The organism is Luteimonas sp. R10 (genome assembly GCF_045689605.1).
Lineage (GTDB): Bacteria > Pseudomonadota > Gammaproteobacteria > Xanthomonadales > Xanthomonadaceae > Luteimonas.
The window spans coordinates 2,499,108-2,522,360 of sequence record NZ_CP141262.1; the positions used below are offsets into that span (position 1 = coordinate 2,499,108).

16 protein-coding genes and 1 tRNA gene are annotated in these 23,253 nt (G+C 71.4%); 6 read left to right on the forward strand and 11 right to left on the reverse strand.

The window, feature by feature from the left end:
* Positions 1 to 20 precede the first annotated feature (20 nt).
* Together U3649_RS10900 and U3649_RS10905 are read left to right on the forward strand one after the other, a co-directional pair.
* Entirely contained in the window at positions 21 to 2,825 is a 2,805-nt protein-coding gene (locus U3649_RS10900) for an EAL domain-containing protein (RefSeq protein WP_407354596.1), read from the forward strand.
* A 316-nt stretch (positions 2,826 to 3,141) separates the two neighbouring features.
* A complete protein-coding gene (locus tag U3649_RS10905) occupies positions 3,142 to 3,762 on the forward strand; it encodes a protein-L-isoaspartate(D-aspartate) O-methyltransferase (RefSeq protein ID WP_407354597.1) in 621 nt (206 codons plus the stop codon).
* Positions 3,763 to 3,925: 163 nt separating this feature from the next.
* On the opposite strand, the gene U3649_RS10910 is transcribed toward U3649_RS10905, so the two are convergent.
* From U3649_RS10910 to xseA, 3 genes are all read right to left on the reverse strand, one after another.
* The gene (locus U3649_RS10910) at positions 3,926 to 5,392 is read right to left on the reverse strand and encodes an aldehyde dehydrogenase family protein (protein WP_407351356.1); all 1,467 of its coding nucleotides are present in this window, start codon (positions 5,390 to 5,392) and stop codon (positions 3,926 to 3,928) included.
* 235 nt (positions 5,393 to 5,627) lie between these two features.
* Positions 5,628 to 7,274, reverse strand: a complete 1,647-nt coding sequence (locus tag U3649_RS10915) for an acetolactate synthase large subunit (RefSeq protein ID WP_407351357.1) — start codon at positions 7,272 to 7,274, stop codon at positions 5,628 to 5,630.
* A gap of 178 nt (positions 7,275 to 7,452) precedes the next feature.
* Positions 7,453 to 8,790 (reverse strand): exodeoxyribonuclease VII large subunit, encoded by a 1,338-nt coding sequence (xseA, locus tag U3649_RS10920; protein WP_407351358.1) that lies wholly within the window; start codon positions 8,788 to 8,790, stop codon positions 7,453 to 7,455.
* Between the two features lie 238 nt (positions 8,791 to 9,028).
* On the opposite strand from xseA, the gene U3649_RS10925 reads away from it, so the two are divergent.
* A complete protein-coding gene (locus tag U3649_RS10925) occupies positions 9,029 to 9,550 on the forward strand; it encodes a copper chaperone PCu(A)C (protein ID WP_407351359.1) in 522 nt (173 codons plus the stop codon).
* Between the two features lie 227 nt (positions 9,551 to 9,777).
* Here the strand turns inward: U3649_RS10925 and U3649_RS10930 are convergent, their stop codons facing one another.
* The gene (locus U3649_RS10930; protein ID WP_407354598.1) at positions 9,778 to 10,332 is read right to left on the reverse strand and encodes a response regulator transcription factor; all 555 of its coding nucleotides are present in this window, start codon (positions 10,330 to 10,332) and stop codon (positions 9,778 to 9,780) included.
* Positions 10,314 to 11,540 carry an ATP-binding protein gene (locus U3649_RS10935; protein ID WP_407351360.1) on the reverse strand — a complete coding sequence of 409 codons (1,227 nt, stop codon included), beginning with the start codon at positions 11,538 to 11,540 and terminating at the stop codon, positions 10,314 to 10,316. The genes U3649_RS10930 and U3649_RS10935 overlap by 19 nt, the downstream gene beginning before the upstream one ends.
* Positions 11,541 to 12,005: 465 nt before the next feature.
* Here U3649_RS10935 and ispG point away from each other — a divergent pair, with 465 nt between their 5' ends.
* The 3 genes from ispG to U3649_RS10950 all read left to right on the forward strand — a co-directional run bounded on the left by ispG (position 12,006) and on the right by U3649_RS10950 (position 17,821).
* The gene (gene ispG / locus U3649_RS10940; RefSeq protein ID WP_407351361.1) at positions 12,006 to 13,286 is read left to right on the forward strand and encodes a flavodoxin-dependent (E)-4-hydroxy-3-methylbut-2-enyl-diphosphate synthase; all 1,281 of its coding nucleotides are present in this window, start codon (positions 12,006 to 12,008) and stop codon (positions 13,284 to 13,286) included.
* Complete coding sequence (locus tag U3649_RS10945) at positions 13,270 to 13,971, forward strand: phosphatase PAP2 family protein (protein ID WP_407351362.1); 702 nt, start codon at positions 13,270 to 13,272, stop codon at positions 13,969 to 13,971. The genes ispG and U3649_RS10945 overlap by 17 nt, the downstream gene beginning before the upstream one ends.
* A 496-nt stretch (positions 13,972 to 14,467) precedes the next feature.
* Positions 14,468 to 17,821 (forward strand): S8 family serine peptidase, encoded by a 3,354-nt coding sequence (locus tag U3649_RS10950; protein ID WP_407351363.1) that lies wholly within the window; start codon positions 14,468 to 14,470, stop codon positions 17,819 to 17,821.
* Positions 17,822 to 18,007: 186 nt separating this feature from the next.
* Here U3649_RS10950 and U3649_RS10955 read toward each other — a convergent pair whose 3' ends face one another.
* From U3649_RS10955 to U3649_RS10980, 6 genes are all read right to left on the reverse strand, one after another.
* A complete protein-coding gene (locus tag U3649_RS10955; protein ID WP_407351364.1) occupies positions 18,008 to 18,919 on the reverse strand; it encodes a DMT family transporter in 912 nt (303 codons plus the stop codon).
* 38 nt (positions 18,920 to 18,957) lie between these two features.
* Positions 18,958 to 19,998, reverse strand: a complete 1,041-nt coding sequence (murB, locus tag U3649_RS10960; RefSeq protein WP_407351365.1) for a UDP-N-acetylmuramate dehydrogenase — start codon at positions 19,996 to 19,998, stop codon at positions 18,958 to 18,960.
* Positions 19,995 to 21,056 carry a quinone-dependent dihydroorotate dehydrogenase gene (locus U3649_RS10965; protein WP_407351366.1) on the reverse strand — a complete coding sequence of 354 codons (1,062 nt, stop codon included), beginning with the start codon at positions 21,054 to 21,056 and terminating at the stop codon, positions 19,995 to 19,997. The genes murB and U3649_RS10965 overlap by 4 nt, the downstream gene beginning before the upstream one ends.
* 1 nt (position 21,057) lies before the next feature.
* Positions 21,058 to 21,339, reverse strand: a complete 282-nt coding sequence (locus U3649_RS10970; RefSeq protein WP_407351367.1) for a DUF4190 domain-containing protein — start codon at positions 21,337 to 21,339, stop codon at positions 21,058 to 21,060.
* 32 nt (positions 21,340 to 21,371) lie between these two features.
* Positions 21,372 to 22,907 carry an aldehyde dehydrogenase family protein gene (locus U3649_RS10975; RefSeq protein WP_407351368.1) on the reverse strand — a complete coding sequence of 512 codons (1,536 nt, stop codon included), beginning with the start codon at positions 22,905 to 22,907 and terminating at the stop codon, positions 21,372 to 21,374.
* Positions 22,908 to 23,056: 149 nt separating this feature from the next.
* Positions 23,057 to 23,133, reverse strand: a tRNA-Arg gene (locus tag U3649_RS10980).
* Between the last annotated feature and the right edge of the window lie 120 nt (positions 23,134 to 23,253).

Genomic DNA, 23,253 nt, shown 5'->3' on the forward strand with positions numbered 1-23,253 from the left:
CGCCCGTGCACGGCCCGGCGATGCTGGTCGAATTGCTGGGTGGTCTGTTGCCTGCGGGCTCGGAGCTGGCGGTGTGCTGGCGCGACCCGCGCCTGGGCTGCGGCAGCGCCGCGACCGGAACGGCCGGCGCGGCGCTGCTGGCGCGCGCCGTCGAGGGCCTGGCCGGCGCGGCCGCCGACGGCCCGGCGCGAACGGCCGACCTGTCGTGGGAGCAGGGCGACACCCGGGTGTTCGTGGCGGTCGACCCGGCGGACGGGAGTTCCGCGCCGGCCTGGCGCAGGCTGGCGACGCGGATGATCGGCGCCGTGATGCAGTCGGAGCTCTCGCACGCCCAGGTGCGCTCGTTGCAGAAGTCCGAGCGCCTGCAGCAGGCGCTGTACGAGATCGCCGACCTGTCCGGCTCGTCGCTGGAAATGCGCGAAATGCTGGCGCGGATCCACCGCGTGGTCGCGGCGCTGATGTCGGCCGAGAACTTCTACATCGTGTTGCACGACGAGGCGCGCGAGACCATCCGCTTCCTGTACTTCGCCGACCAGAACGATCCCTGGCGGCCCGAGCCGGAGCGCGACCTGGCGCTCGGGGACATGCCGAACAGCATCACGGTCGCGCTGCTGCGCCATGGCCGGCCGATGATGGGGCCTTCGGCGCGGATCCGTGACGAGCTCGGCGTTCCGCGCGATCCGGTGCACGGTCCCGACAGCGCCGACTGGCTCGGCGTGCCGATGCGCCGCGACAGCCGGGTCTGCGGCGCGATCGTGGTGCAGAACTACGATCGCGCCGACAGCTACAGCCAGGAAGACCGCGCGCTGCTCGAGTACGTGGCCCAGCACATCCTCACCGCCCTGGACCGCAAGCACGCGCAGGCGGAACTCGAGCGCCGCGTCGACGAGCGCACGCTGGAGCTGCAGCACGCCAACCGGGTGCTGCAGGCGGAAGTGGAGGAACGGCAGCGGACCGAGCGGCTGCAGCGGGCGCTGTTCCGGATCAGCGAGATGTCGGTGACGGCCGGCAGCCTGGATCGGTTCTACGCCGATGTGCACGAGGTGGTCGGCGGACTGCTGTACGCGGCGAACTTCTATATCGCGATGGTCGGCGCCGATGGCGAACACATCGAGTTTCCCTATTCCGTCGACGAGCGCGACCCGGTGCGGCGGCCGCGCCGGATGACCAGGGGACTGACCGAATTCGTCATCACCAGCGGGCGGCCGCTGCTCGTCGATCGGGAGGCGATCGCCCGGCTCGAGGCGGAGGGCGGCGTGCACAGCCACGGTGCGCGCGCGAACTGCTGGCTGGGCGTGCCGCTGGTGCGCGACGGCAGCGTGATCGGCGCGATCGCGGTCCAGAGCTATTCCGACGGCACGGCTTTCGACGAGCGCGACGAGGCGCTGCTGACGTTCGTCGCGCACCACATCGGAGGCGCGCTGTCGCGCAAGCGCGCGCAGGAGTCGCTGAAGACCGCCCATGCCGAGTTGGAGTTCCGGGTCGAAGCGCGCACCCAGGAGCTGAAGGACGCCAACCGCCAGCTGCGTGCCCAGATCGGCGAGCGCATGCGCGCCGAGCAGCGGCTGATCCACCAGGCGCGCCACGACCAGCTCACCGGCCTGCCCAACCGCGAGCACCTGCTGGAGAAGCTGGACGCCTCGATCGCGCGCATGCACGAGCCGGGGACGGCGCGCTTCGCGGTGCTGTTCCTCGACCTGGACCGCTTCAAGCTGGTGAACGACAGCGTCGGCCACGCGGCCGGCGACGACATGCTGGTGGAAATCGGCCGGCGGGTGCGCCACGCGCTGGCCGTCAAGGACACGGTGGCGCGGCTGGGCGGCGACGAGTTCGCGATCCTGCTCGAGGACGTGGCGACGCCGGAACTGGCCCAGGCCGTCGCCTCGCGGGTGCTGGCCGAGTTGTCCAAGCCGATGTGGATCGCCGGGCGCGAGCTGTTCCCGTCGGCCAGCATCGGCATCGCCGTTTGGCAGCCGCGCTACCGCTACGGCGAGGAACTGCTGCGCGATGCCGACGCGGCGATGTACCGCGCCAAGGCGCGCGGACGCGACCGCAGTGCGCTGTTCGACGAGGCGATGCGGGCCGAGGCGACCCGACTGCTCGACCTGGAGGCCGATCTGCGCCGGGCGATCATGCACGACGCCTTCGAGCCGCACTTCCAGCCGATCGTGCGCCTGTCCGACGGCGAGGTGATCGGGCACGAGGCGCTGCTGCGCTGGAACCACGAGCTGCGCGGATCGCTGCCGCCGGCGGACTTCATCGGCGTCGGCGAGGACAGCGGCCTGATCGAACAGGTGGACTGGCTGCTGTACCGGCGCGTGGTGCGCTGGCTTCGCACCTGTCCCCGCGGATACGTCTCGATCAACGTCTCGCCGCGGCATTTCCATTCCGACGACTTCGCCGAGCGGCTGCTGCGGATGATCGACGAGGCCGGCGCCGATCCTTCGCGGTTGCGGATCGAGCTGACGGAGGTGGCGCTGCTCGACGACGCGCCGCGCGTGCTGCGCATGCTCAACATCCTGCGCGAGCACGGCGTGCTGGCGCTGCTCGACGACTTCGGCACCGGCTTCTCCGCGCTGTCGTACCTGCACCGGTTCCCGATCCAGTCTCTGAAGATCGACCAGAGTTTCGTCGCCGGCCTCGTCGGCGAGACCCGGACCGAGAGTCTGGCATTGGTGCGCGCGATCCTGGCGCTGGCCGGAACGCTCGGCATCGAGACCATCGGCGAAGGCGTCGAGACCGAGCAGCAGCGCCAGGTGCTGATGCAGCTGGGTTGCCAGTACGGCCAGGGCTTCCTGTACGGGCACCCGCGTCCCGCCGGCTGATCCCGCCGTTTGAAGGCGCCTGGCCGGCGGTGACCCGGGCGCCGGAACCGCGGCACGGCGGCACAGGTATTCGATCGCGACACCGGCGGGATCACGGGCGGTTCACGGCAATGCGCAACAATACGGAGACGCCGAGGGATCTCCACGGAGGCCGGCCATGCCGAAGTCTTCCGTCGCCATCGCCCGAAGCGCCGGCCGCCTGGTGCCGGCACTCGGACGGACGCTGCGCCTGCTGGGCGCCGCATTGCTGCTCGGTCCCGTCGCTGCCGCGGCGCAGCAGGCGTCGCGCGCCGACGACGGCGCCGCCGCGCAGCGCATGCGGATGGTCGACCGACAGATCGAAGCGCGCGGCGTGCGCGACCCGCGCGTGCTCGAGGCCATGCGCACGGTGCCGCGGCACCGGTTCGTTCCGCCGGAACGCGCGGCGCAGGCCTACCGCGACCACCCGCTGCCGATCGGGCATGGGCAGACCATCTCGCAGCCGTACATCGTGGCGAAGATGACCGAGTTGCTGCAGCCGGAACGCGACGACCGGGTCCTGGAGATCGGCACCGGCTCGGGCTACCAGGCCGCGGTGCTGTCGCGGCTGGTGGCGGAGGTCTACAGCATCGAGATCGTCGAACCCCTGGCGCGCCGGGCGGAAACGGTGCTGAAGGAACTCGGGTACGACGACGTGACGGTCCGCGCCGGCGACGGTTACGCCGGTTGGCCGGAGCATGCGCCGTTCGACGCGATCATCGTGACGGCGGCGCCGGAGCGGGTGCCGCAGGCGCTGGTCGAGCAGTTGAAGCCGGGCGGCCGCATGGTGATCCCGGTCGGTCCCGTGCATGCGCTGCAGGAACTGCGGTTGATCGAGAAGACGGAGAACGGCGCACTGCGCGACCGCCGCATCGCACCGGTGCGATTCGTGCCGATGACAGGCGGCGACGGCGGCTGATGCGGAAGTTGCGACGGGACCCTCGGGAATCGGGATCCGGGGAAAATGCCTAGGGAACCGTCATCCCAGCAGTGCAAGCCCGGATCCATTTCGACCCTGGCTTTGAACGCGCAACCGCAGAATGGATGGCCGGCCTTCGGCTGTCGCAAAGCGCCTCCGGCGGTCACCCCCGGATCACCAGCAGTCGCTGCTCGGTCATGTCCTCGATCGCGTAGCGCACGCCCTCGCGGCCGAGGCCGGACTGCTTGACGCCGCCGTAGGGCATGTTGTCGACGCGGAAGCTGGGCACGTCGCCGACGATCACGCCGCCGACGTCCAGTGCATCCCAGGCACGCATGGCGTGGGCGAGGTTGCCGGTGAACACCCCCGCCTGCAGGCCGAACTCGCTGGCGTTGACGGTGGCCAGCGCCTCCTCGAAGTCGTCGAACGGCTGCAGGCAGGCGACCGGCCCGAACGCCTCCTGCCGGTACAGGTCGCTGTCGTGCGGCACCTTCTCCAGCAGGGCGGCCGGCAGCATGTTGCCGTCGCGGCGGCTGCCGGCGATGCGCTTGGCGCCGCCCTTGACCGCGGCGTCGATCCAGGACTCGACGCGCCTGGCGGCGTCCTCGTCGATCATCGGGCCGATGAAGGTCGTATCAGAGCGCGGATCGCCCATGCGCAGCGCGGCGACCTTCGCCTTGAGCTTCTTGCGCAGGCGTTCGTAGAGGTCGCGATGCACCAGGATGTGCTGCACGCTGATGCAGCTCTGGCCGGACTGGTAGTAGGCGCCGAACACCAGCCGGTCGACGACGTGGTCGAGGTCGGCGCCGGGATCGGCGTCGACGATGCAGGCAGCGTTGCCGCCGAGTTCCAGGATCACCTTCTTGCGGCCGGCGCGCGCCTTGAGGTCCCAGCCGACCAGGCCGCCGGTGAAGCTCAGCAATGCGATGCGCTCGTCCTCGGTGAGCGCGGCGGCGTCCTCGTTGCTGCACGGCACCACCGAGAACGCGCCCCGCGGCAGGTCCGTCTCGGCCAGCACCTCGCCGATGATCAGCGCACCGACCGGGGTCTTGGCCGCCGGCTTGAGCACGAACGGGCAGCCGGCCGCGATCGCCGGCGCCACCTTGTGCGCGACCAGGTTGAGCGGGAAGTTGAACGGGGTGATGAAGCTGCACACGCCGATCGGCACCCGCTTGACCATGCCGCGGTAGCCGCGGGTGCGCTCGGAGATCTGCAGCTCGATCACCTCGCCGTCGATGCGCGTGGCCTCGCCGGCGGCGATGCGGAAGGTGTCGATCAGCCGGGTGACCTCGCCGCGGGCATCGGCGATCGGCTTGCCGGCCTCGATGCACAGGGCGAGCGCCAGTTCCTCGAAGCGTTCCTCGAAGCGGCGCACGCAGTGCTCCAGCACGTCGCGGCGCTTGTCGGGCGGAAAGGCCGCCATCGCATCGCGCGCCTTGTGCGCGGCCACGATCGCCTTGCGGATCGTGGCCGCGTCGCCGAAGGCGGTGCGGGTGGCGATCTTGCCGGAATACTTGTCGCGCACCTCCAGATCCGTGTTGGCCGCGACCGGACGGTTCGCCAGGTAATAGGGATAGCTGCGGGCGAGGCCGGTGCGGTCGTGCCTCGCGGTCTTCTTCGGCTTGGCCATGGTGGGCTTCTCCGGTTCGTCAGGGGGAACGGCGTGCGGCGCGGCCGCTCATGCCGCCGTCGATGCGTCTGCCCGTAGAGCGGAGCTTGCTCCGCTGCTCTCGGCTCCGGAGCCCGCGCAGCCGAGCAAGTTCGGCTCTACGGCGCGGGGCTCCGGAGACGACGTAGCGGAGCAAGCTCCGCTCTACGGGATGCGGCGGGGCCGGATGCGGCGGGGGTGTTCCGGCGGCCATGCGTCATCGCACCGCGGCGCTGAGGCGGGGAATGTCCCGGTTGAGGATGCGATCGTCGTCGCCGTAGTCCAGCGGCACGTCGATCAGGTCGATGCCGGGGGTGGCCAGCGCCGTGCGCAGCAGCGGCAGGAACTCGCCGGCCGAGCCCGGGCGATGGCCGCGCGCGCCGTAGGCCTCGGCGTACTTCACGAAGTCCGGATTGCCCAGGTCCATGCCGAAGTTGGGATAGTTCTCGTGCTTCTGCTTCCACTTGATCATGCCGTAGGCGTCGTCGCGCAGCACCAGCACGGTCAGGTCGATGCCCAGACGCACCGCGGTCTCGAGTTCCTGCGAGTTCATCATGAAGCCGCCGTCGCCGCAGACCGCGACGACCTTGCGGTCCGGGTGCACGATGCGCGCGGCGATCGCTGACGGCAGCCCGGCGCCCATCGTCGCCAGCGCGTTGTCGAGCAGCAGCGTGTTCGGCCTGCGGCAGCGGAAGTTGCGCGCGAACCAGATCTTGTACAGGCCGTTGTCGAGGCAGACGATGTCCTCCGGCCCGAGCGCCGTGGCGACGTCGGCGACGATGCGCTCCGAGGCCATCGGGAAGCGGTCGTCGCCGGCGCGGTCCCCGAGATGCTCGAGCATCGCCGCGCGCACGCGTTCGAAGAAGGCGAAGTCCCAGTGCGGTTGCGGCTCCAGCGCCTCGGCCAGCTGCCACACCGCGTTGGCGATGTCGCCGACCACCTCGATCTGCGGGAAGTACACCGGATCGACCTCGGCGCCGTCGTAGTTGACGTGGATCACCGTGCGCCGGCCCTCGCGCATGAAGAACGGCGGCTTCTCGATCACGTCGTGGCCGATGTTGATGATGCAGTCGGCGGCGTCGATCGCACGGTGCACGAAGTCGTGGTCCGACAGCGCCGCGTTGCCGAGCCACAACGGCCCGGTTTCGTCCAGCACGCCCTTGCCCATCTGGGTGCTGAAGAACGGGATCTTCAGTTTCTCGACGAAGGTGCAGAGCATCTTCGCGGTGGTCTTGCGGTTGGCGCCGGCGCCGAGCATCAGCAATGGGTGCTTCGCGCCGGCGATGGCCTGGGCGGCGGCGGCGATGGCCTTGTGCTCGGCCAGCGGCCGCCGCGACAGCGAGCGCGGGATCAGCCGGGCGTCGGTGTCGTCGCCGGCGATGTCCTGCGGCAGTTCCAGGTGGGTGGCGCCGGGGCGTTCCTGCTCGGCGCGGCGGACCGCCTCGCGCACCCGGCCGGGAATGCTGTCGGCCGAGACCAGTTGCCGCGTGTACTTGGTCAGCGGCCGCAACGTGTCGACCACGTCGACGATCTGGAAGTGGCCCTGCTTGCTGGTGCGGATGGGCTTCTGGCCGGTGATCATCAGCATGGGCATGGCGCCGAGCTGCGCGTAGGCCGCGGCGGTGACCAGGTTGGTGGCGCCCGGCCCGAGGGTGGACAGACAGACGCCAGCCTTGCCGGTGAGCCGTCCGTAGGTGGCGGCCATGAAGCCGGCGGCCTGCTCGTGGCGGGTCAGCACCAGTTCGATCTTCGAGTCGCGCAGCGATTCGAGCAGGTCGAGGTTCTCCTCGCCGGGAATGCCGAACACGTACTCCACGCCTTCGGCTTCGAGCGCGGCGACGAACAGGTCGGAGGCTTTGCTCATGCGGTTGTAGGGGTCTGGCGATCGGGTGTCATGTACTTGGATGGCCGGTGGGAAAAGGGGATGCCTGCGTTTGCCCGCGTCGTGTCCAGTGGCCTTCCGATCCGCGCGCAGTCGGGAATGGCGAACGCTTCAGCTGGAGGCTAGCGACGCTAGCGCGGGCATGGCGTGATGGTAAGCCTCAACCCTCGCGCGATTCGACCCGCACGCGCAACTGTCCGTCGCCCAGGCGGGCATCGAGCCGCTCGCCGATCGCGGCCTGGTGCACGCTGCGCACCACGCGCCCGTCGTCGTGCCGGAGGATGGCGTAGCCGCGCGCCACGGTGGCCAGCGGGCTCACCGCTTCCAGCGCGCGCGCCGCGACGCGCAGGCGCAGCGCCTCGCCCTGCAAGCGGCGGGGCAATGCCGCGGCCAGCCTTGGTTGCAGCGATTCCAGGCGCTGCCGCAATGCGCGCAGGCGGCGCTGCGGGTGTTGCGCGCGCAACCGCGACTGCGCGTGGCGCAGCGCGGCGCCGCGGCGCTCGGCCGCGACCTTCCAGGCGGCCAGCAGGCGGCGCAGGGCGTCCTGCTGGCGCCGGCACAATGCCTGCAAGCGCGCCTGCGGGCGCAGCGCCTGCAGGCGCAGGGCGGCGCGATCCGTGCGCTGCGCCGCCTGGCGCAGGCGGTTCTCGCCCAGCGACGTCATCCGCCGCTGCAGCGTGCGTAGCCGCGCCAGCAGCTCGCCGCGGTCGGGCACCAGCAGTTCGGCGGCGGCCGATGGCGTCGGCGCGCGCAGGTCGGCGGCGAATTCGGCCAGGCAGAAGTCGGTCTCGTGCCCGACCGCGGCCACCACCGGCACCGCGGAGGCGGCCACCGCACGCGCGAGGGCTTCGTCGTTGAATGCCCACAGGTCCTCGAGCGAACCGCCGCCGCGGGTCAGCAGCAGCGCGTCGTAGCGGTTCGCGGCGGCGGCGCGTTGCAGCATCGACACGATCTGTGGCGCGGCGCCTTCGCCCTGGACCGGCACAGGCAGGATCTCGACCTCGACCAGCGGGTAGCGCCGCGCCAGCACGCTCAGCACGTCGCGCACCGCGGCGCCGCTGGGCGAGGTGATCACGCCGAGCCGGCGCACGTGGGCGGGCAGGGGGCGCTTGCGCCCGGCATCGAACAGGCCCTCGGCCTGCAGCTTCGCCTTCAGCGCCTCGAACGCGCGCTGCAGCGCGCCTTCGCCGGCCTCCTCCAGCGAGTCGAGGATCAGCTGGTAGTCGCCGCGCGCCTCGTACAGGGTCAGCCGCCCGCGCGCCAGCACCTTCAGGCCCTCGCGCGGCTGGAAGCGCAGCCAAGTGCTCTTGGGCTTGAACAACGCGCAGCGCACCTGCGCGCGTGCGTCCTTCAGGGTGAAATACAGATGGCCCGAGGCCGGCCGTGACACGTTGCCGAGCTCGCCCTCGACCAGCACCACCGGGAATGCATCCTCGAGCAGGCTGCGTGCCAGCGTGTTGAGCTGGGTGGGGGTGAGGATCTCGGGTCCGTCCTGCATGGGCGAAAGCATAGCGCGTCGCGCCGCGGCTGCCCGTGTCGGCCGGACCGGGGCGCACGGGTGCGACAAACCGTCGCATCCCGCATGCCGGTGATGGCTGCTGCAATGCAGTGGTGCGCCGGAACAGGCGCCCCGCAGGATGCGGGCAGACGCCGCGCCTTCGGCCATATCGTCAGGCGCTGGGTCGCGCCCCCGCATAGAATGCGGATGCCTTGCGTTTCCCACTGGAGTTCGACCGATGAAAATTCCCGCCACCGGCCTCGCCGCATTGCTCATGGCGTTCGCGGGCTGCAGCCAGCCTTCCGGGACGGACGCGCCCGGCGACGACACCGCCGGGACGATGGGCGACGACGCCACGCGAGCGGCGCAGGCCCTGCCTCCCGGCGTGGCCGCGTCCGATGCCTGGGTCCGCGAAGTGCCCGCGGGAGGCCGCGTCGCCGGGGGTTACCTGACGATCGCCAACGGCGGCGACTCGGACGACCGCCTGCTCGCCGTGGAAAGCGACCAGGCCGCACGCGTCGAGATCCACGAGATGCGGCACGAGGACGGCATGATGCGCATGCGCCATCTCGATGACGGCCTGCCGCTGCCGGCGGGCGAGCGCACCGCGCTCGCGCCGGGCGGCTACCACCTGATGTTCATCGAGCCGGTGCGGCCGTTCGCCGCGGGCGACGAGGTCCCGGCGACGCTGCGCTTCGCGCATGCGCCTGCGCAGCAGGTCGTATTCGAGGTGCGCGGGCCCGGCGGCGAGGAGCGATGAGGTCTCGGCAGGGCCGTTGCTGCGGATTTTCGATCGGATCGTGCGAGTAGACACGGCGCGAGCGACGCCCTTGTGGGAGCGACGGGAGTCGCGACGGCTGTCTGGTGGAAGCCTTCGCTCCGGCGCGAGTGCGGGTGTCGCGACTTCCGTCGCTCCCACAAGGGCTGACGCCAGCCTCGATGGCTCCGGCACCAGGGGCGCGCGCGTCCGCTGCCGGGATTCACGCGTCAATCTTCGCCGCCGCCGCGCTCCGGTCCCGGCCGCTTGGCCAGCTTGCGCTGCAGCGAGCGCCGGTGCATGCCGAGCAGGCGCGCGGCGGCGGAAACATTGCCGTCGGTCTCGTGCAGTGCCTGCTGGATGTGCTCCCACTGCAGCCGGCGCAGCGGAATCATGCCGGCGTCGCCGGGCGCCGGCGTGGCCGGCTCGCCGCGCAGCGCCCGCAGCAACGCGTCGGCGGTGACCGGCTTGGGCAGGTAGTCGTCGGCGCCGCGCTTGATCGCCTCGACCGCGGTGGCGACGCTGGCGTAGCCGGTCACCAGCAGGATGCGCATCCGCGGCTCGATCGCGCGCAGCGGCTCGATCAACGACAGGCCGGACGCGGCGCCGAGCTTCAGGTCGAGCAGTGCGAAGGCGGGGCGCTCGCGGCGGGCGAGGGCGAGTGCGCCTTCGATGTCGGACGCGGTGGCGCAATCGAGGCCGTGGCGCTGCAGTGCGCGCTGCAGCGTGCGCAGGTACAGGGCGTCGTCGTCGACCAGGAGGCCCTTCACGGCTGCCCTCCCGATGGCGCCTTCGTATCCGGCAGCGGCACTTCGAAACTGACGCGGGCGCCGTCGGCGGCCGAGGCGATCGACAGCGTGCCGCCGAGCCGCTCGACGGTGGCGTGCGACAGCGCCAGGCCCATGCCCAGCCCGTCCGGCTTGTCGCTGCGGAACAGCGCCGGCAGCAGCGCATGGCCGGAGAACCCCCTGCCGTAGTCGCGGATCTCGCCGCGCAGCCGCCGCGCGTCGGACTCGATGCGCAGGTCGACGCGGTGCCCGCCGTTGGCTTCGCTGGCGTCGGCGGCGTTGTTGAGCAGCGCCAGCAGCAGGTGGCCGACGCCGCGGTCGATCGCCAGCCCGCGAGCCGCTGTGCCGGCGCGGTGCAGTTCGATGCGCGGGCGCACCAGCTGCCACTGCGTCAATACGCGCTCGAGGTCGATGTCGGAGGCGGTCTCGGGATCCGCCGGGCTGGCCAGCTCGCGCACGCGCTGCCGGCAGACCTCGAGCAGTTCGCGCATGCCGGCGAGGTCCTCGCCGGCGCCGGGCGGCAGCGGTTGCGCGTCGAGTTCGTCGACCAGTAGCGTCAGCGTGGCCAGCGGGGTATTGAGTTCGTGCGCGACAGCCGCGGCGTGCGTGGCCAGGGCGAGGATGCCCTCGTCGCGGGCGAAGCGTTCGCGCATCGCCGCCAGCTCGCGCTCGCGACGGTCGCGCGCGGCGACCAAGCGGGTAGAGAAGAACAGTACGACCGCCACCGACAGGACGAAATTGGCCGCCATGCCCCACAGGTGCAGGTCGAAGTCGCTGCCGGCGACGTGCGGCAGTGGCTGGCCGAGCGCGGCCGCCAGTACATAGCCGGCCATGCAGGCGGCGGCGGTGGCGAGCGTCCACCGCAGCGGTAGCGCCAGCGCGGTCAGCGCGATCGGCAGCAGGAACAGCGAGCCGAACGGATTGGCGATGCCGCCGGTCCAGCCGATGATCCAGGTCAGCACGCCGATGTCGACCAGCAGGTGCGCGAACGCCTCGGCGGCCGGCGCCGGCTTCGCAAGCGCGCAGCGCCACTGCGCGTACAGGTTGAACGCCGCCAGCAGCAGCACCGCGCCCCATAGCCGGCTCCACGGCAGCGCCATGTCCAGCGCCAGCGCGACCACCAGCAGGGTCGACGCCTGGGTCGCAATCGCCACCCAGCGCAGTCCGCACAGGGTCTTCAGGAACGGGGTGGCCGCGGGCTGCATGGCCGATATGTTACCCAGCCGAGGTGGCGAGCCTTCGTTGCGGGATGGACGCAGCCACATGCCGCCGCCGGGCAGTCGCGATTCCCCTCGCTGCCACAAGGGCGGCAGGCCAGTGGCGGCGGTGTTTATCCCCTGTGGGATCCCGGTGGGAGCGACGGAAGTCGCGACGGCGCGAACTCTGGCTGCTGCGGAGCGCACGCGGCGAAGGCGCAGTCGCGACTTCCGTCGCTCCCACGGCGAGGGAAGGCCCGGTCGCGACGACGTCCATCGCTCCCACGACGCAGGACGGGTGGAGCGCGGCGATACCCACCGCCCAGGCCAGCGGCTGTCGACGGGTGACGGCGCGGTGCGCCCAACCCATCCTGTGTCCGCGGCATGGCGCGGCTATTCATCTGGCGCCGGCCGTGGCGACGGCCCGCTGATCGCCGCAACGGAAAAAGCTGTCTGGCGCGGTAAAATGCCGCCATGTCCGTACAGCCGCTGCCAGTCCCGCCCTGCCACGATCCGGCGTCGTTCGGACCCGCGCCGCGGCGCGCCACCCGCCAGGTGCGCATCGGCGGGGTCGCCGTCGGCGGCGAGGCGCCGGTGGTGGTGCAGTCGATGACCAATACCGACACCGCCGACGTCGCCGCGACCGCGAAGCAGATCGCCGAGCTGTGGCGCGCCGGCTCGGAACTGGTGCGGATCACCGTCAACAATCCGGAGTCCGCCGCGGCGGTGCCGCGGATCGTCGAACGGCTGGCGATGCAGGGCATCTCCGTGCCGGTGATCGGCGATTTCCACTACAACGGCCATCAGTTGCTGGCCAACGAGCCGGCCTGCGCCGAGGCGCTGGCCAAGTACCGGATCAATCCCGGCAACGTCGGTTTCGGCAGGAAGAAGGACGTCCAGTTCGCGCAGCTGATCGAGTTCGCGTTGCGCTACGACAAGCCGGTGCGGATCGGCGCCAACTGGGGCTCGCTGGACCAGTCGCTGGCGGCCCGGCTGATGGACGAGAACGCGCGCCGCGCCGAGCCGTGGGACGCCGCCCGCGTGCTGCGCGAGGCGCTGATCCGCTCGGCGCTGGATTCGGCGCAGCGGGCGGTCGAGCTTGGGCTGCCGGCCGAGCGCATCGTGCTCAGCTGCAAGGTCAGCGGCGTGCAGGAGCTGATCGCCGTGTACCGCGATCTCGCCACGCGCTCCGACTTCGCCCTGCACCTGGGACTGACCGAGGCCGGCATCGGCAGCAAGGGCATCGTCGCCTCCAGCGCCGCGCTGGCGGTGCTGCTGCAGGAAGGCATCGGCGACACCATCCGCATCTCGCTCACGCCGGAACCGGGCGCGCCGCGCACCCAGGAGGTCGTGGTCGCGCAGGAGCTGCTGCAGACCCTGGGCCTGCGCGCGTTCACGCCGATGGTCACCGCGTGCCCCGGCTGCGGGCGCACCACGTCGGAGTTCTTCCAGGAGCTGGCCGGACGCGTGCAGGAACACGTGCGCGCGAAGATGCCCGAATGGAAGATCAGCCATCCCGGCGCCGAGAACATGACCCTGGCGGTGATGGGCTGCGTGGTCAACGGCCCCGGCGAATCGCGCCATGCCGATATCGGCATCTCGCTGCCCGGCACCGGCGAGGCGCCGGCCGCGCCGGTGTTCATCGACGGCGAGAAGTCGGTCACCCTGCGCGGCGAGCGCATCGCCGAGGAGTTCGTCGCCCTGGTCGACGACTACGTCGAGCGGCGCTATGGCCGGCTTGCCGAAGCCGGCTGACCTTCCCGCGATCCTCGCCACCGGCGTCCGCGCGGGCGGGCGTTTCCTCGGCGACCACGGCTGGGCCCTGGTGTTGCTGTTCGGCGGCGTGCTGCTGCCGATGTGGGCGTTCTCCGAGCTCGCCGACGAGATCCGCGACGCCGAGGCGATCGCCTTCGACGAACCGCTGCTGCTTCTCGCGCATGCGCTGGCGCGGGAGGGCTTCGACCGCGTGTTCCTGTTCTTCTCCGCGATCGGCTACGACCGCGGGGTGGTGCCCTTCGACATCGCCCTGGTGGTCGTGCTGGTGGCGCTGCGCCGTTACCGCGAGGGGATCTTCGCGGCGATCGCGCTCGGCGGGTCGGCCCTGCTCAACGTCGCGGCCAAGCAGGCGTTCGCGCGCGAACGCCCGGTGCTGTGGGAGTCGATCGCGCCCGAGGCCACCTACAGCTTTCCCAGCGGCCATGCGATGGGCTCGATGAGCCTGGCGCTGGTGCTGGTCCTGCTGGCTTGGCCCACGCGCTGGCGCTGGCCGGTGCTCGGCGCGATGGCGGTCTTCGTGCCGATGGTCGGGTTGTCGCGGGTGTACCTGGGCGTGCATTACCCCTCGGACATCCTCGCCGGCTGGGCGGCCGCCTCGATCTGGGTGGTCGGGGCGTACCTGCTCCTGTTCCGCGGGCACCATCGTCCGTGGCGGCGCCGCTGACGCGGCCCGGGTCGGCCGACCGCCGGGAACGCGGCGACGATCCCCCTGTAGGAGGGGCATCAGCCTGAGGTTCCCCACATTCCTAGTGCTTGTCTTCCCCCTTTGAAAAAGGGGGATCGAGGGGGATTTGCTTCGGCCGTGGCCCTGTTGGATGCCCAACAAATCCCCCCGCCCCCCCTTTTTCAAAGGGGGAGGTAGCCGCGCGGGCCAACAACAGATGCTTTCTGCCGTTGTTTCCCTTCGCAACGCGCGGCGGCGCGTTCATCGTGGCCGCCACCGATGTGTCTGCCTGGCGCGGTGCTGCATCGCGAGAAGCGCGGGTGGTGGGAGGCGTGTAGAGTCGGGCATGGCGTGGTCCCGAGAGGCCGCGCCGCCCGGCGGGCAGGGGCGCCGGCGAGTGTCGAGCCAATTGTCCCGATCGGCGAACGTCCGGTGCTCCGGCCGTCCCGTCCCGATTGCTGTTGCCGATCCTTTCCGGGGAACCAACATGTCGAGAATGAAGAAGTGGGGTGCGCTGGCCGCGCTGGCGGCGCTCACCGCCGTTGCCGGTGCCAGCACCATCGAGTTCGGCGCCGCCGAGCGCGGCGCCTCCGCCAGCAACGTGGCGGCCAGTCAGGCGGGAGCCGCGCTCGTCGCGAGCGCCGCCCAGGCCGCCGGCAATACCGGCGGCGCGAAGCCGGCCGTGGCGCCGGGCCGCGGCCGCGACGACGGCGGCACCTATCTGCTGGTGTTCCGCGAGCCCGCGCTCGGCGCCTACCGCGGCGGCGTGTCCGGCCTGCCGGCACCGCAGCGCAGCGCCGGTGCGCGCGGCAAGTCGCGCCTGGACAGCAAGAGCGCCGGTGCGCGGAACTACGTGCGCTACCTGCGTGGCCGCCAGCTCGAGCTCGAAGGCGACATCGCCCGCGATCTCGGCCGCCCGCTGGCGGTGCGCGAGCGCATGCAGCACGCGGTGAACGCGATCGTCGCCGACCTCGACGGCGGCGAGGCCGACCGCCTCCGCGAACGGTCCGACGTGCTGCTGGTCGAGGAGTATCGCGAGTACGTGATGGAGACCGACACCGGCCCCGCGCTGATCGGCGCCGAACCGGTCTGGGACGGCAGCAATCCCGGCGCCGCGGCGGGTTACCAGGGCGAGGGCATCGTGTTCGGCATCCTCGACTCGGGCATCAACTTCGGCAGCCCGTCCTTCGCCGCGCAGGACCCGGTGGACGGCTACCGGCACGTCAATCCGCTCGGCGCCGGCAGCCATCTCGGCACCTGTGCCGCGGGCGGGGTGGACGACGGGCGCTGCAACGCCAAGCTGATCGGCGGTTACGACTTCGTCTGCCAAGCGCCGGCCAACCTGTGCGGCCAGGCCAACATCCGCGAAGAGCCCGGCTTCGGCGACAGCAACGGCCACGGCAGCCACGTCGCCTCGACCGCGGCCGGCAACCGCCGCGACGTCGACTTCCGTGGCAACGCGCGCCGGATCTCGGGCGTGGCGCCGCGCGCCAACATCGTCGCCTTCGACATCTGCTACACCAACACCGCCACCGGCCAGGGCCTGTGCCCCAACGTGTCCGCGGTCGCCGCGATCGACCGGGCGATCGCCGACGGCGTGGTCGACGTCATCAACTACTCGATCGGCGGTGGCTCGCAGCCGTGGGGCGAGGCGGTGTCGCTGGCGTTCCTGGGCGCGGTCGATGCGGGCATCTACGTCGCCGCTTCCGCCGGCAACAGCGGTCCCGGCCCGAACACCATGGGGCACCTGGAACCATGGGTCGCCTCCACCGCCGCCGCCCAGCACGGCCGCGGCGCGTTCGCCGTCCTGCTGCACGTCACCGGGCCGGCGCCGGTGCCCGAGCCGCTGGCGCCGGTGGTGTTGAACGAAGGCACCAATGGCGTGCCGCATACCACGCAGATCCCGGGGACGACCCGGCTGATCGTCAGCGCTGGGTTCGACGGCGCCGAAGACGGCTGCGCCGCTTTCCCCGCGGACACGTTCGCCGGCGCGATCGCGGTGATACGCCGCGGTGGCTGCGCGTTCACGATCAAGACCAACAACGCCGCCGCGGCCGGTGCGGTGGCAGTCGTGATCTCCAACAACGACGCGGGCGACCTGATCCCCTCGGTGCCTGACACCACCATCCCGGCCTTCGGGATCCCCCAGGCCGACGGCGACGCCCTGCGCGACTTCGCCCGGGCGCATCCCGACGCCACGGCGATGATCGGCTTCCCCGCGGTGCCGTTGCCGAACACGCCCGATGCGCTGGGCGACTTCAGCTCGCGCGGACCCGCCGGCAGCTTCGATCTGCTCAAGCCGGACGTGACCGCGCCGGGCGTGAGCATCCTGGCGGTGGACGCGGGCACCACGATCAGCGGCTTCGAGCAGCTGGTCGGATTGAAGAACGGCACCTCGATGGCATCGCCGCACCAGGCCGGCGCGGCCGGACTGGTGCGCCAGGCGCGGCCGGACTGGACCGTGCCCGAGATCAAGTCGGCGCTGGTGATGACCGCCAAGCAGGAGGTGTTCACCGAGGACGAAGTCACCCCGGCCGACCCGTTCGGTCGCGGCGGTGGCCGCATCCGCGTCGACCAGGCGATCAACGCCGGACTGGTGCTGGACGAGAACGCCGGCAACTACCTGGCGGCCAATCCGGCCGACGGGGGCGATCCCGCAGCGCTCAACCAGCCGAGCCTGGCGAGCGGCCGCTGCTTCCGCAGCTGCGAGTTCTTCCGCACGTTCCGCAACACGCGTTCCCGCGCGCAGGTCTGGCGGCCACGGCTGGAGGGACTGCGGGGCCGGGTCACGCCCGCGATCCTGAAGGTGCCGGCCGGCGGCACCCAGACGGTCCGGATCGCGGTCGACAGCCGCGCGCTGCCGGCCGACGGCAGCTGGCATTTCGGCACCGTGGTGCTGGAGCCGGCCGGCGCCGCCTTGCAGCCGCCGCTGACGACGCTGCGGCTGCCGATGGCGATCGCGGTGCCGCCGCCGGAGATCGCGCTGCCCGAGGCCATCGACGCCAGCCTGCGGCAGGGCCGCAGCGGCATGGCGTCGGGCTACGTCCGCAACGTCGGCGGCTCCACCCTGGCGTACTCGGTGGACAACAGCGGCAGCGCGACGCTGCAGGTGGCGGACGTGAAGCGGGGCGCGGTGAATACCGGGTACCGCAGTACCGCCTACACCGATCCGGGGGCCAATCCGCCGGGGCAGTACGCGAGCGACGACTTCACGCTCGCCAGCCCGACCCGGATCGTCTCGCTGTTCACCGAGGGCTTCGTCAGCAGCGGCGGTGCGCTCGGCAGCGTGGCGAGCGAGCTGACCTGGAGCATCTACCCGGACGCCGGCGGCATGCCCGCCGGCGATCCGCAGACCTCGCCCGGTGCCGCGCTCTGGAGCTACACCGCGACACCGGCGGCGGCCGGCGTCGACACCGGCGGCAACCACATCGGCCTGGACCTGGCAGCGGCCGGGCAGGACCTGGTGCTGCCCGCAGGCCGCCACTGGCTGGTGGTGCACGCGCGCGCCACCCTGGCCAACCGCTGGGTGTGGTTCGCGGCTCCGGACGGCAGCGGCAGCTTCATGGTGATCACGCCCGGCGCCGACGGCAGCGGCACCTGGACCAGCGTCGACACGTTCGCCGGACTGTCGATGACGATCGCTGGCGTGGTGGAATGCGGCGCCCCCTGGATCGGGCCGGTGGCGCCGCCGATGGGCCAGCTGGCTCCCGACGCGACGCGGTCGCTGCAGATTCTCCTCAACGGGAGCGGCCTGGCACCGGGTCCGTACGGCGGCAACCTGTGCGTGGCGAGCAACGACCCGGCGACGCCGAAGGCGGCGGTGCCGATCCGCTTGACCGTCACGCCGTAGGCGCGGCGAATCGCCGCGGCACGTGCGAGGGCCCGCCACCCGGCGGGCCCTCTCTTTTGGTGCTTCGCCCGACTGCGGGGACAGCGCGGCGCCGCGTTTCGAGGAAGCCAAGGCAGGGGCTATTCGCCGACACCGCCCGTGGCGACGGGGCTTGCTTCGTCGCGGCGGAAAGGGCTGCCTGGCGCGCTACTCGCCCGGCTTGGCCGCCTCGACCGGGGCGTTCGTCGCCGCCCGCCGCGCCAGCTGCGCCTCGCGATGGGCGATGTAGGCGTTGGCGACGAAGATGATCGCCGCGCCGGCGATGGTCCAGGCGTCGACGGTCTGCCCGAACAGCACCCAGCCGAACAGCGCCACCACCGGCAGTTGCATGAAGCTGATCGGGGTCAGCGCCGACACCTCGCCCAGCTTCAGCGCGCGCGTCCACAGCATGTGTCCGCCGGTGCCGAGCACGCCGGAGGCGACCACCCAGGCCCAGGTGACGCCCTGCGGCCATTGCCACACGGCCAGCGCCGGCAGCAGCGACATCGGTACCCAGAACAGCGTGGTCCAGATGACGATGCGGTCGGCCGGCTCGCTGCGCGAGAGTTCCTTGATCTGGATCGCCACCAGTCCGCTGAGCATCGCCGCGGCCACCGCCACCAGCATGCCGGGCGTGAACTCGCCGCTGCCCGGGCGCAGGATCACCAGCACGCCGACGAAGCCGAGCGCCACCGCGGTCCAGCGCCGCGCGCGCACCTGCTCGTGCAGGAAGACCACCGCGGCGATGGTGACGAAGATCGGGGTCGAGTAGGAGAGCGACACCGCCTGCGCCAGCGGCAGGTTGCCGATCGCCCAGAACCCGCAGAACATCGACAGCATGCCGATCAGGCAGCGCACGAAGTAGCGCGGCAGCTGCGCGGTCTTCAGGAAGCCGATCCCGCGGCCGCCGCGCATCAGCAGCGGCAGCGCCGCCGCCAGGCCGAAGAAGTTGCGGAAGAACGCGATCTCGAAGGTGTGCAGGGTTTCCGAGGCCAACCGGATCGCGATCACCATCATCGCGAAGAACAGGGTGCTGCCGAGCATCAGCAGGGCGGCGCGGGTGGGTTGGGAAACCGGCATGGAAGGACGGGTCAGAAGACGGTGGAAGGGGAGGGGGGTCACCACGTGGCGCCGATGATCCGCGGTTCGGGCTCCAGGGCCACGCCGAAGCGTTCCTGCACCGACGCCGCGATGCGGCGGGCGAGGTCGAGCAGCTGTGCGCCGCCGGCGGCGCCGTGGTTGACCAGGACCAGCGCATGGCGCTCGGACACGCCGGCGTCGCCCTCGCGGTGGCCCTTCCAACCGCAGGCGTCGATCAGCCACGCGGCCGAGAGCTTGCGGCTGTCGCCGCTGCCGCCGGGGAACGCCGGCAGTGCCGGGTGCGCCCGCTGCAGCGGCTCCGCCTGCGCCAGCGGTACGATCGGATTCTTGAAGAAGCTGCCGGCGTTGCCGGTCACCGCCGGATCCGGGAGCTTGCGCCTGCGGATCCGGCAGACCGCCTCGGCGACCTGCGAGGCGGTCGGCCGGTCGACGCCCATGGCGATGAGTTCGGCGCCGATGCCGGCGTAGTCGAGTCGCGGTGCCGGCGTGCGCGAGAGCGCGAACTCCACCGCGGCGACCACGTGCCGCTCCGGCTCGCGCTTGAAGCGGCTGTCGCGATAGGCGAACCCGCACGCTTGGCGGTCGAAGCGGCGCAACGTCCGGTCGCCGCGATCGAAGGCTTCCACCACGTGGATGCGCTCGCCGACCTCGACGCCGTAGGCGCCGATGTTCTGGATCGGCGCCGCGCCGACGGTGCCGGGAATCAGGGCCAGGTTCTCCAGCCCGGACAGGCCGTGGCCGAGCGTCCACAGCACCAGCGCATGCCAGTCGACGCCGGCATCGGCGCGCACGATCGCGGTGTCGCCGTCGTCGGCGGCGATGCGGATCTCCTGCCCGCCGAGCGCCAGCACCGCGCCGGGCGGGTCGCCCGCGAACAACAGGTTGCTGCCGCCGCCGAGTACCAGCACCGGGCCATCGCGCAGCATGGCGTTGCCGAACAGTTCCGGCAGCGCCGCGGCGTCGCGCACCTCCACCAGCAGGTCCGCGGTGGCGGGCACGCGGAAGGTGTTGCGCGCCTGCAGCGGGACGCGCTCGGCCAGTCGATAGGCGGGGCTCACGCCGGGTCCGGAGGCAGGGTGCCGCGGCTGGGCGCCTCCTTGCGGCGCCGGATCGCATCCACGCATTCGCCGATCAGGTCCGGGCCACGATAGATCAGCCCGGTGTAGACCTGCACCAGGCTGGCGCCGGCCGCCATCTTCTTGACCGCGTCGGCGCCGGACAGGATCCCGCCGACCCCGACCAGCGGGATCGAATCCGGCAGGCGCGTGCGCAGCCGGCGCAGCACCGCGGTCGACTTGTCCATCAGCGGCGCGCCGGACAGGCCGCCGGTCTCGCGCGCCTGCGGATCCTCCTGCACGGCGATGCGCGAGACAGTGGTGTTGGTGGCGATCACGCCGTCCACCTGCAGGTCCGACAGCACCCGGGCAGCGGCCTCGATGTCCTCGTCGCTGAGGTCGGGCGCCATCTTGACCAGCATCGGCACCCGCCGCCCGTGCTGCGCGCCCAGCCGCTCCTGCGCCTCGCGCAGGGTGCCGACCAGCCGCCGCAGCGCCTGTTCCTCCTGCAGCTCGCGCAGGCCGGCGGTGTTGGGCGAGGAGATGTTGACGGCCAGGTAGTCGGCCAGCGGGTAGACCCGCTCCAGGCAGTGCAGGTAGTCGCGGCCGGCGTCCTCGTTCGGCGTGTCCCTGTTCTTGCCGATGTTGATGCCCAGGCGGCCGTCGCGGCGGCGCGCGCGGCCGACGTTGGCGACCAGCGCATCGACGCCGTCGTTGTTGAAGCCCAGCCGGTTGATGATGGCGCGGTGCCGGGGCAGGCGGAACATGCGCGGCTTCGGATTGCCCGCCTGCGGCCGCGGCGTCACCGTGCCGACCTCGACGAAGCCGAAGCCGAGCCCCAGCAGCGCGTCGACGTGGGCACCGTCCTTGTCCAGGCCGGCGGCCAGGCCGACGGGATTGGGGAAGGTCAGGCCGAAGGCCTGGACCGGGAACGCGCGGCGGCGCCCGCTCAGCAGCGGGTTGAGGCCGCTGCGCCAGGCCGCGTCCAGTGCCGTAAACGTCAACGCGTGCGCCCGCTCCGGATCCAGGCGGAACAGCAGCGGACGGGCGATGCCGTACATGTCAGTCCAGCATCCCCAGCCACGCCAGCCCGCCGAAGAACAGCACCAGGGCGGCCAGTACTAGCAGCGACAGGACGATCATCGCGTAACCGAGGATCAGGCCGGCCAGCGCCAGGCCGTCGCCCTCGTAGCGCTCCGGCGCGCGCCGGATCTCGGCGCGCGCCAGGTGCCCGGTGACCACCGCGACCAGGCTGGCCATCAACGGGAACGGCAGCACCCCCAATATGCCAGAGACCAGGCTGATCACCGCCAGCGGATGGCTCTGTCGCGTCGGTGTGCTCATGGCTCGCCTCGGGCTCGGGTTGGGGGAGGTGCTCAGAGTTCGAACTTGATTCCCTGCGCCAGCGGCATCGCGTCCGAATAGTTGATGGTATTGGTCTGCCGGCGCATGTAGGCCTTCCATGCGTCCGAGCCGGATTCGCGCCCGCCGCCGGTCTCCTTCTCGCCGCCGAAGGCGCCGCCGATCTCGGCGCCGGAGGTGCCGATGTTGACGTTGGAGATGCCGCAGTCGGAGCCGGCCGCCGACAGGTACGCCTCGGAGACCTTGAGGTTGGTGGTGAAGATCGCCGACGACAGCCCCTGCGGCACGTCGTTCTGCATGGCGATGGCGTCCTCCAGGTCCTCGTACTTCATCACGTACAGGATCGGCGCGAAGGTCTCGGTCTGCACGATCTCGCTGTCGTTGTCCAGGCCGGTGATCAGGGTCGGCAGCACGAAGTTGCCCTTGCGGTCGCTCAGCGCCGCGCCGCCGCTGGCGATGGTGCCGCCGGCGGCCTTGGCCTTCTCGATCGCGGCCAGGTAGGCCTGCACGCCCTCGGCGCTGTTGAGCGGGCCCATCAGGTTGGCCGGGTCGGTGGGGTCGCCGATCCGCTTCTCCACCTGCTTGTAGCCGGCGACCAGCTTCTCCAGCACGGTGTCGTAGATCGAGGCGTGCACGAACAGGCGCCGGGTCGAGGTGCAGCGCTGGCCGGCGGTCCCGACCGCGCCGAACACGATCGCCGGGATCGCCAGGGCGAGATCGGCGCTCTCGTCGACGATGATGGCGTTGTTGCCGCCCAGCTCGAGCAGCGACCGGCCCATGCGCCTGGCGACGCGCTCGCCGACCTGGCGGCCGACCCGGGTCGAGCCGGTGAAGCTGATCAGCGGAATGCGGCGGTCGTCGACGAACTGCTGCGCCAGTTCCGTGCCGGCGTCGTTGATCAGGAAGAAGATGTCCGGGAACCCGCCTTCCTTCAGCGCGGCGTTGCAGATCTTCATCGACGCGATCGCCGACAGCGGCGTCTTCGGCGACGGCTTCCAGATGCAGATGTCGCCGCAGACGGCGGCCACGAACGCGTTCCACGACCACACCGCCACCGGGAAGTTGAACGCGCTGATGATCCCGACCACGCCGAGCGGATGCCACTGCTCGTACATGCGGTGGCCGGGGCGCTCGCTGTGCATGGTCAGGCCGTAGAGCTGGCGCGACAGGCCGACGGCGAACTCGCCGATGTCGATCATCTCCTGCACCTCGCCGTCGCCCTCGGGCTTCGACTTGCCCATCTCCAGCGCGACCAGCGAGCCGAGCGCGTCCTTGTTGCGGCGCAGGGCGTCGGCGCACAGGCGCACGGCCTCGCCGCGCCGCGGCGCCGGGGTCGTGCGCCAGACCTTGAAGGCGGCCTGGGCACGGGCGACGACGGTCTCGTAGTCGGCCTGCGACGTGCCCCGCACCTGCGCCAGCACCTCGCCGTCGGTCGGATTGACCGGCTCCAGCAGGCCGGCGGAGGCGTCGTCGGACCACTCGCCGTTGCCGAGGTAGGTGCCGGATTCGGTGCCGGTGAGGTCGAGGGCGGTGAGGACGGGATGAGGCATCAAGGGCTCCTGTGAAGCGAGAAGTGAGTGGAGAGGGGTGAGAAGTGAGTGGAGCGGGTCCACTCGTGCGCGGCAGCGGAATGAGGAGGGACGCGAGAGCGAACTGCCTTCTCTCGTTTCTCACTCCTCTCCACTCACTCCTCGCCTTCTGGCGACCCCGGCACGATTCGAACGTGCGACCTTCCCCTTAGGAGGGGGACGCTCTATCCAGCTGAGCTACGGGGCCGTAGCCGGGCATTTTCGCACGGAGGCGGCGCTTTCCCAAACCGAGCGCGGCTTGCGGCCGGCGGCGGCGCGTTCGTTCACACGATCCGTTTCCCAGGCGGGCCGGGGCCGGTGCGGCGGC

Excerpts from the sequence above, each read along its gene's own strand:
- U3649_RS10900 (WP_407354596.1), top strand. The coding sequence starts at position 21 with ATGCTGGTCGAATTGCTGGGTGGTCTGTTGCCTGCGGGCTCGGAGCTG.
- U3649_RS10905 (WP_407354597.1), top strand. The coding sequence starts at position 3,142 with ATGCGGATGGTCGACCGACAGATCGAAGCGCGCGGCGTGCGCGACCCG.
- U3649_RS10910 (WP_407351356.1), bottom strand. The coding sequence starts at position 5,392 with ATGGCCAAGCCGAAGAAGACCGCGAGGCACGACCGCACCGGCCTCGCC.
- U3649_RS10915 (WP_407351357.1), bottom strand. The coding sequence starts at position 7,274 with ATGAGCAAAGCCTCCGACCTGTTCGTCGCCGCGCTCGAAGCCGAAGGC.
- xseA (WP_407351358.1), bottom strand. The coding sequence starts at position 8,790 with ATGCAGGACGGACCCGAGATCCTCACCCCCACCCAGCTCAACACGCTG.
- U3649_RS10925 (WP_407351359.1), top strand. The coding sequence starts at position 9,029 with ATGAAAATTCCCGCCACCGGCCTCGCCGCATTGCTCATGGCGTTCGCG.
- U3649_RS10935 (WP_407351360.1), bottom strand. The coding sequence starts at position 11,540 with ATGCAGCCCGCGGCCACCCCGTTCCTGAAGACCCTGTGCGGACTGCGC.
- ispG (WP_407351361.1), top strand. The coding sequence starts at position 12,006 with ATGTCCGTACAGCCGCTGCCAGTCCCGCCCTGCCACGATCCGGCGTCG.
- U3649_RS10950 (WP_407351363.1), top strand. The coding sequence starts at position 14,468 with ATGAAGAAGTGGGGTGCGCTGGCCGCGCTGGCGGCGCTCACCGCCGTT.
- U3649_RS10955 (WP_407351364.1), bottom strand. The coding sequence starts at position 18,919 with ATGCCGGTTTCCCAACCCACCCGCGCCGCCCTGCTGATGCTCGGCAGC.
- U3649_RS10965 (WP_407351366.1), bottom strand. The coding sequence starts at position 21,056 with ATGTACGGCATCGCCCGTCCGCTGCTGTTCCGCCTGGATCCGGAGCGG.
- U3649_RS10970 (WP_407351367.1), bottom strand. The coding sequence starts at position 21,339 with ATGAGCACACCGACGCGACAGAGCCATCCGCTGGCGGTGATCAGCCTG.
- U3649_RS10975 (WP_407351368.1), bottom strand. The coding sequence starts at position 22,907 with ATGCCTCATCCCGTCCTCACCGCCCTCGACCTCACCGGCACCGAATCC.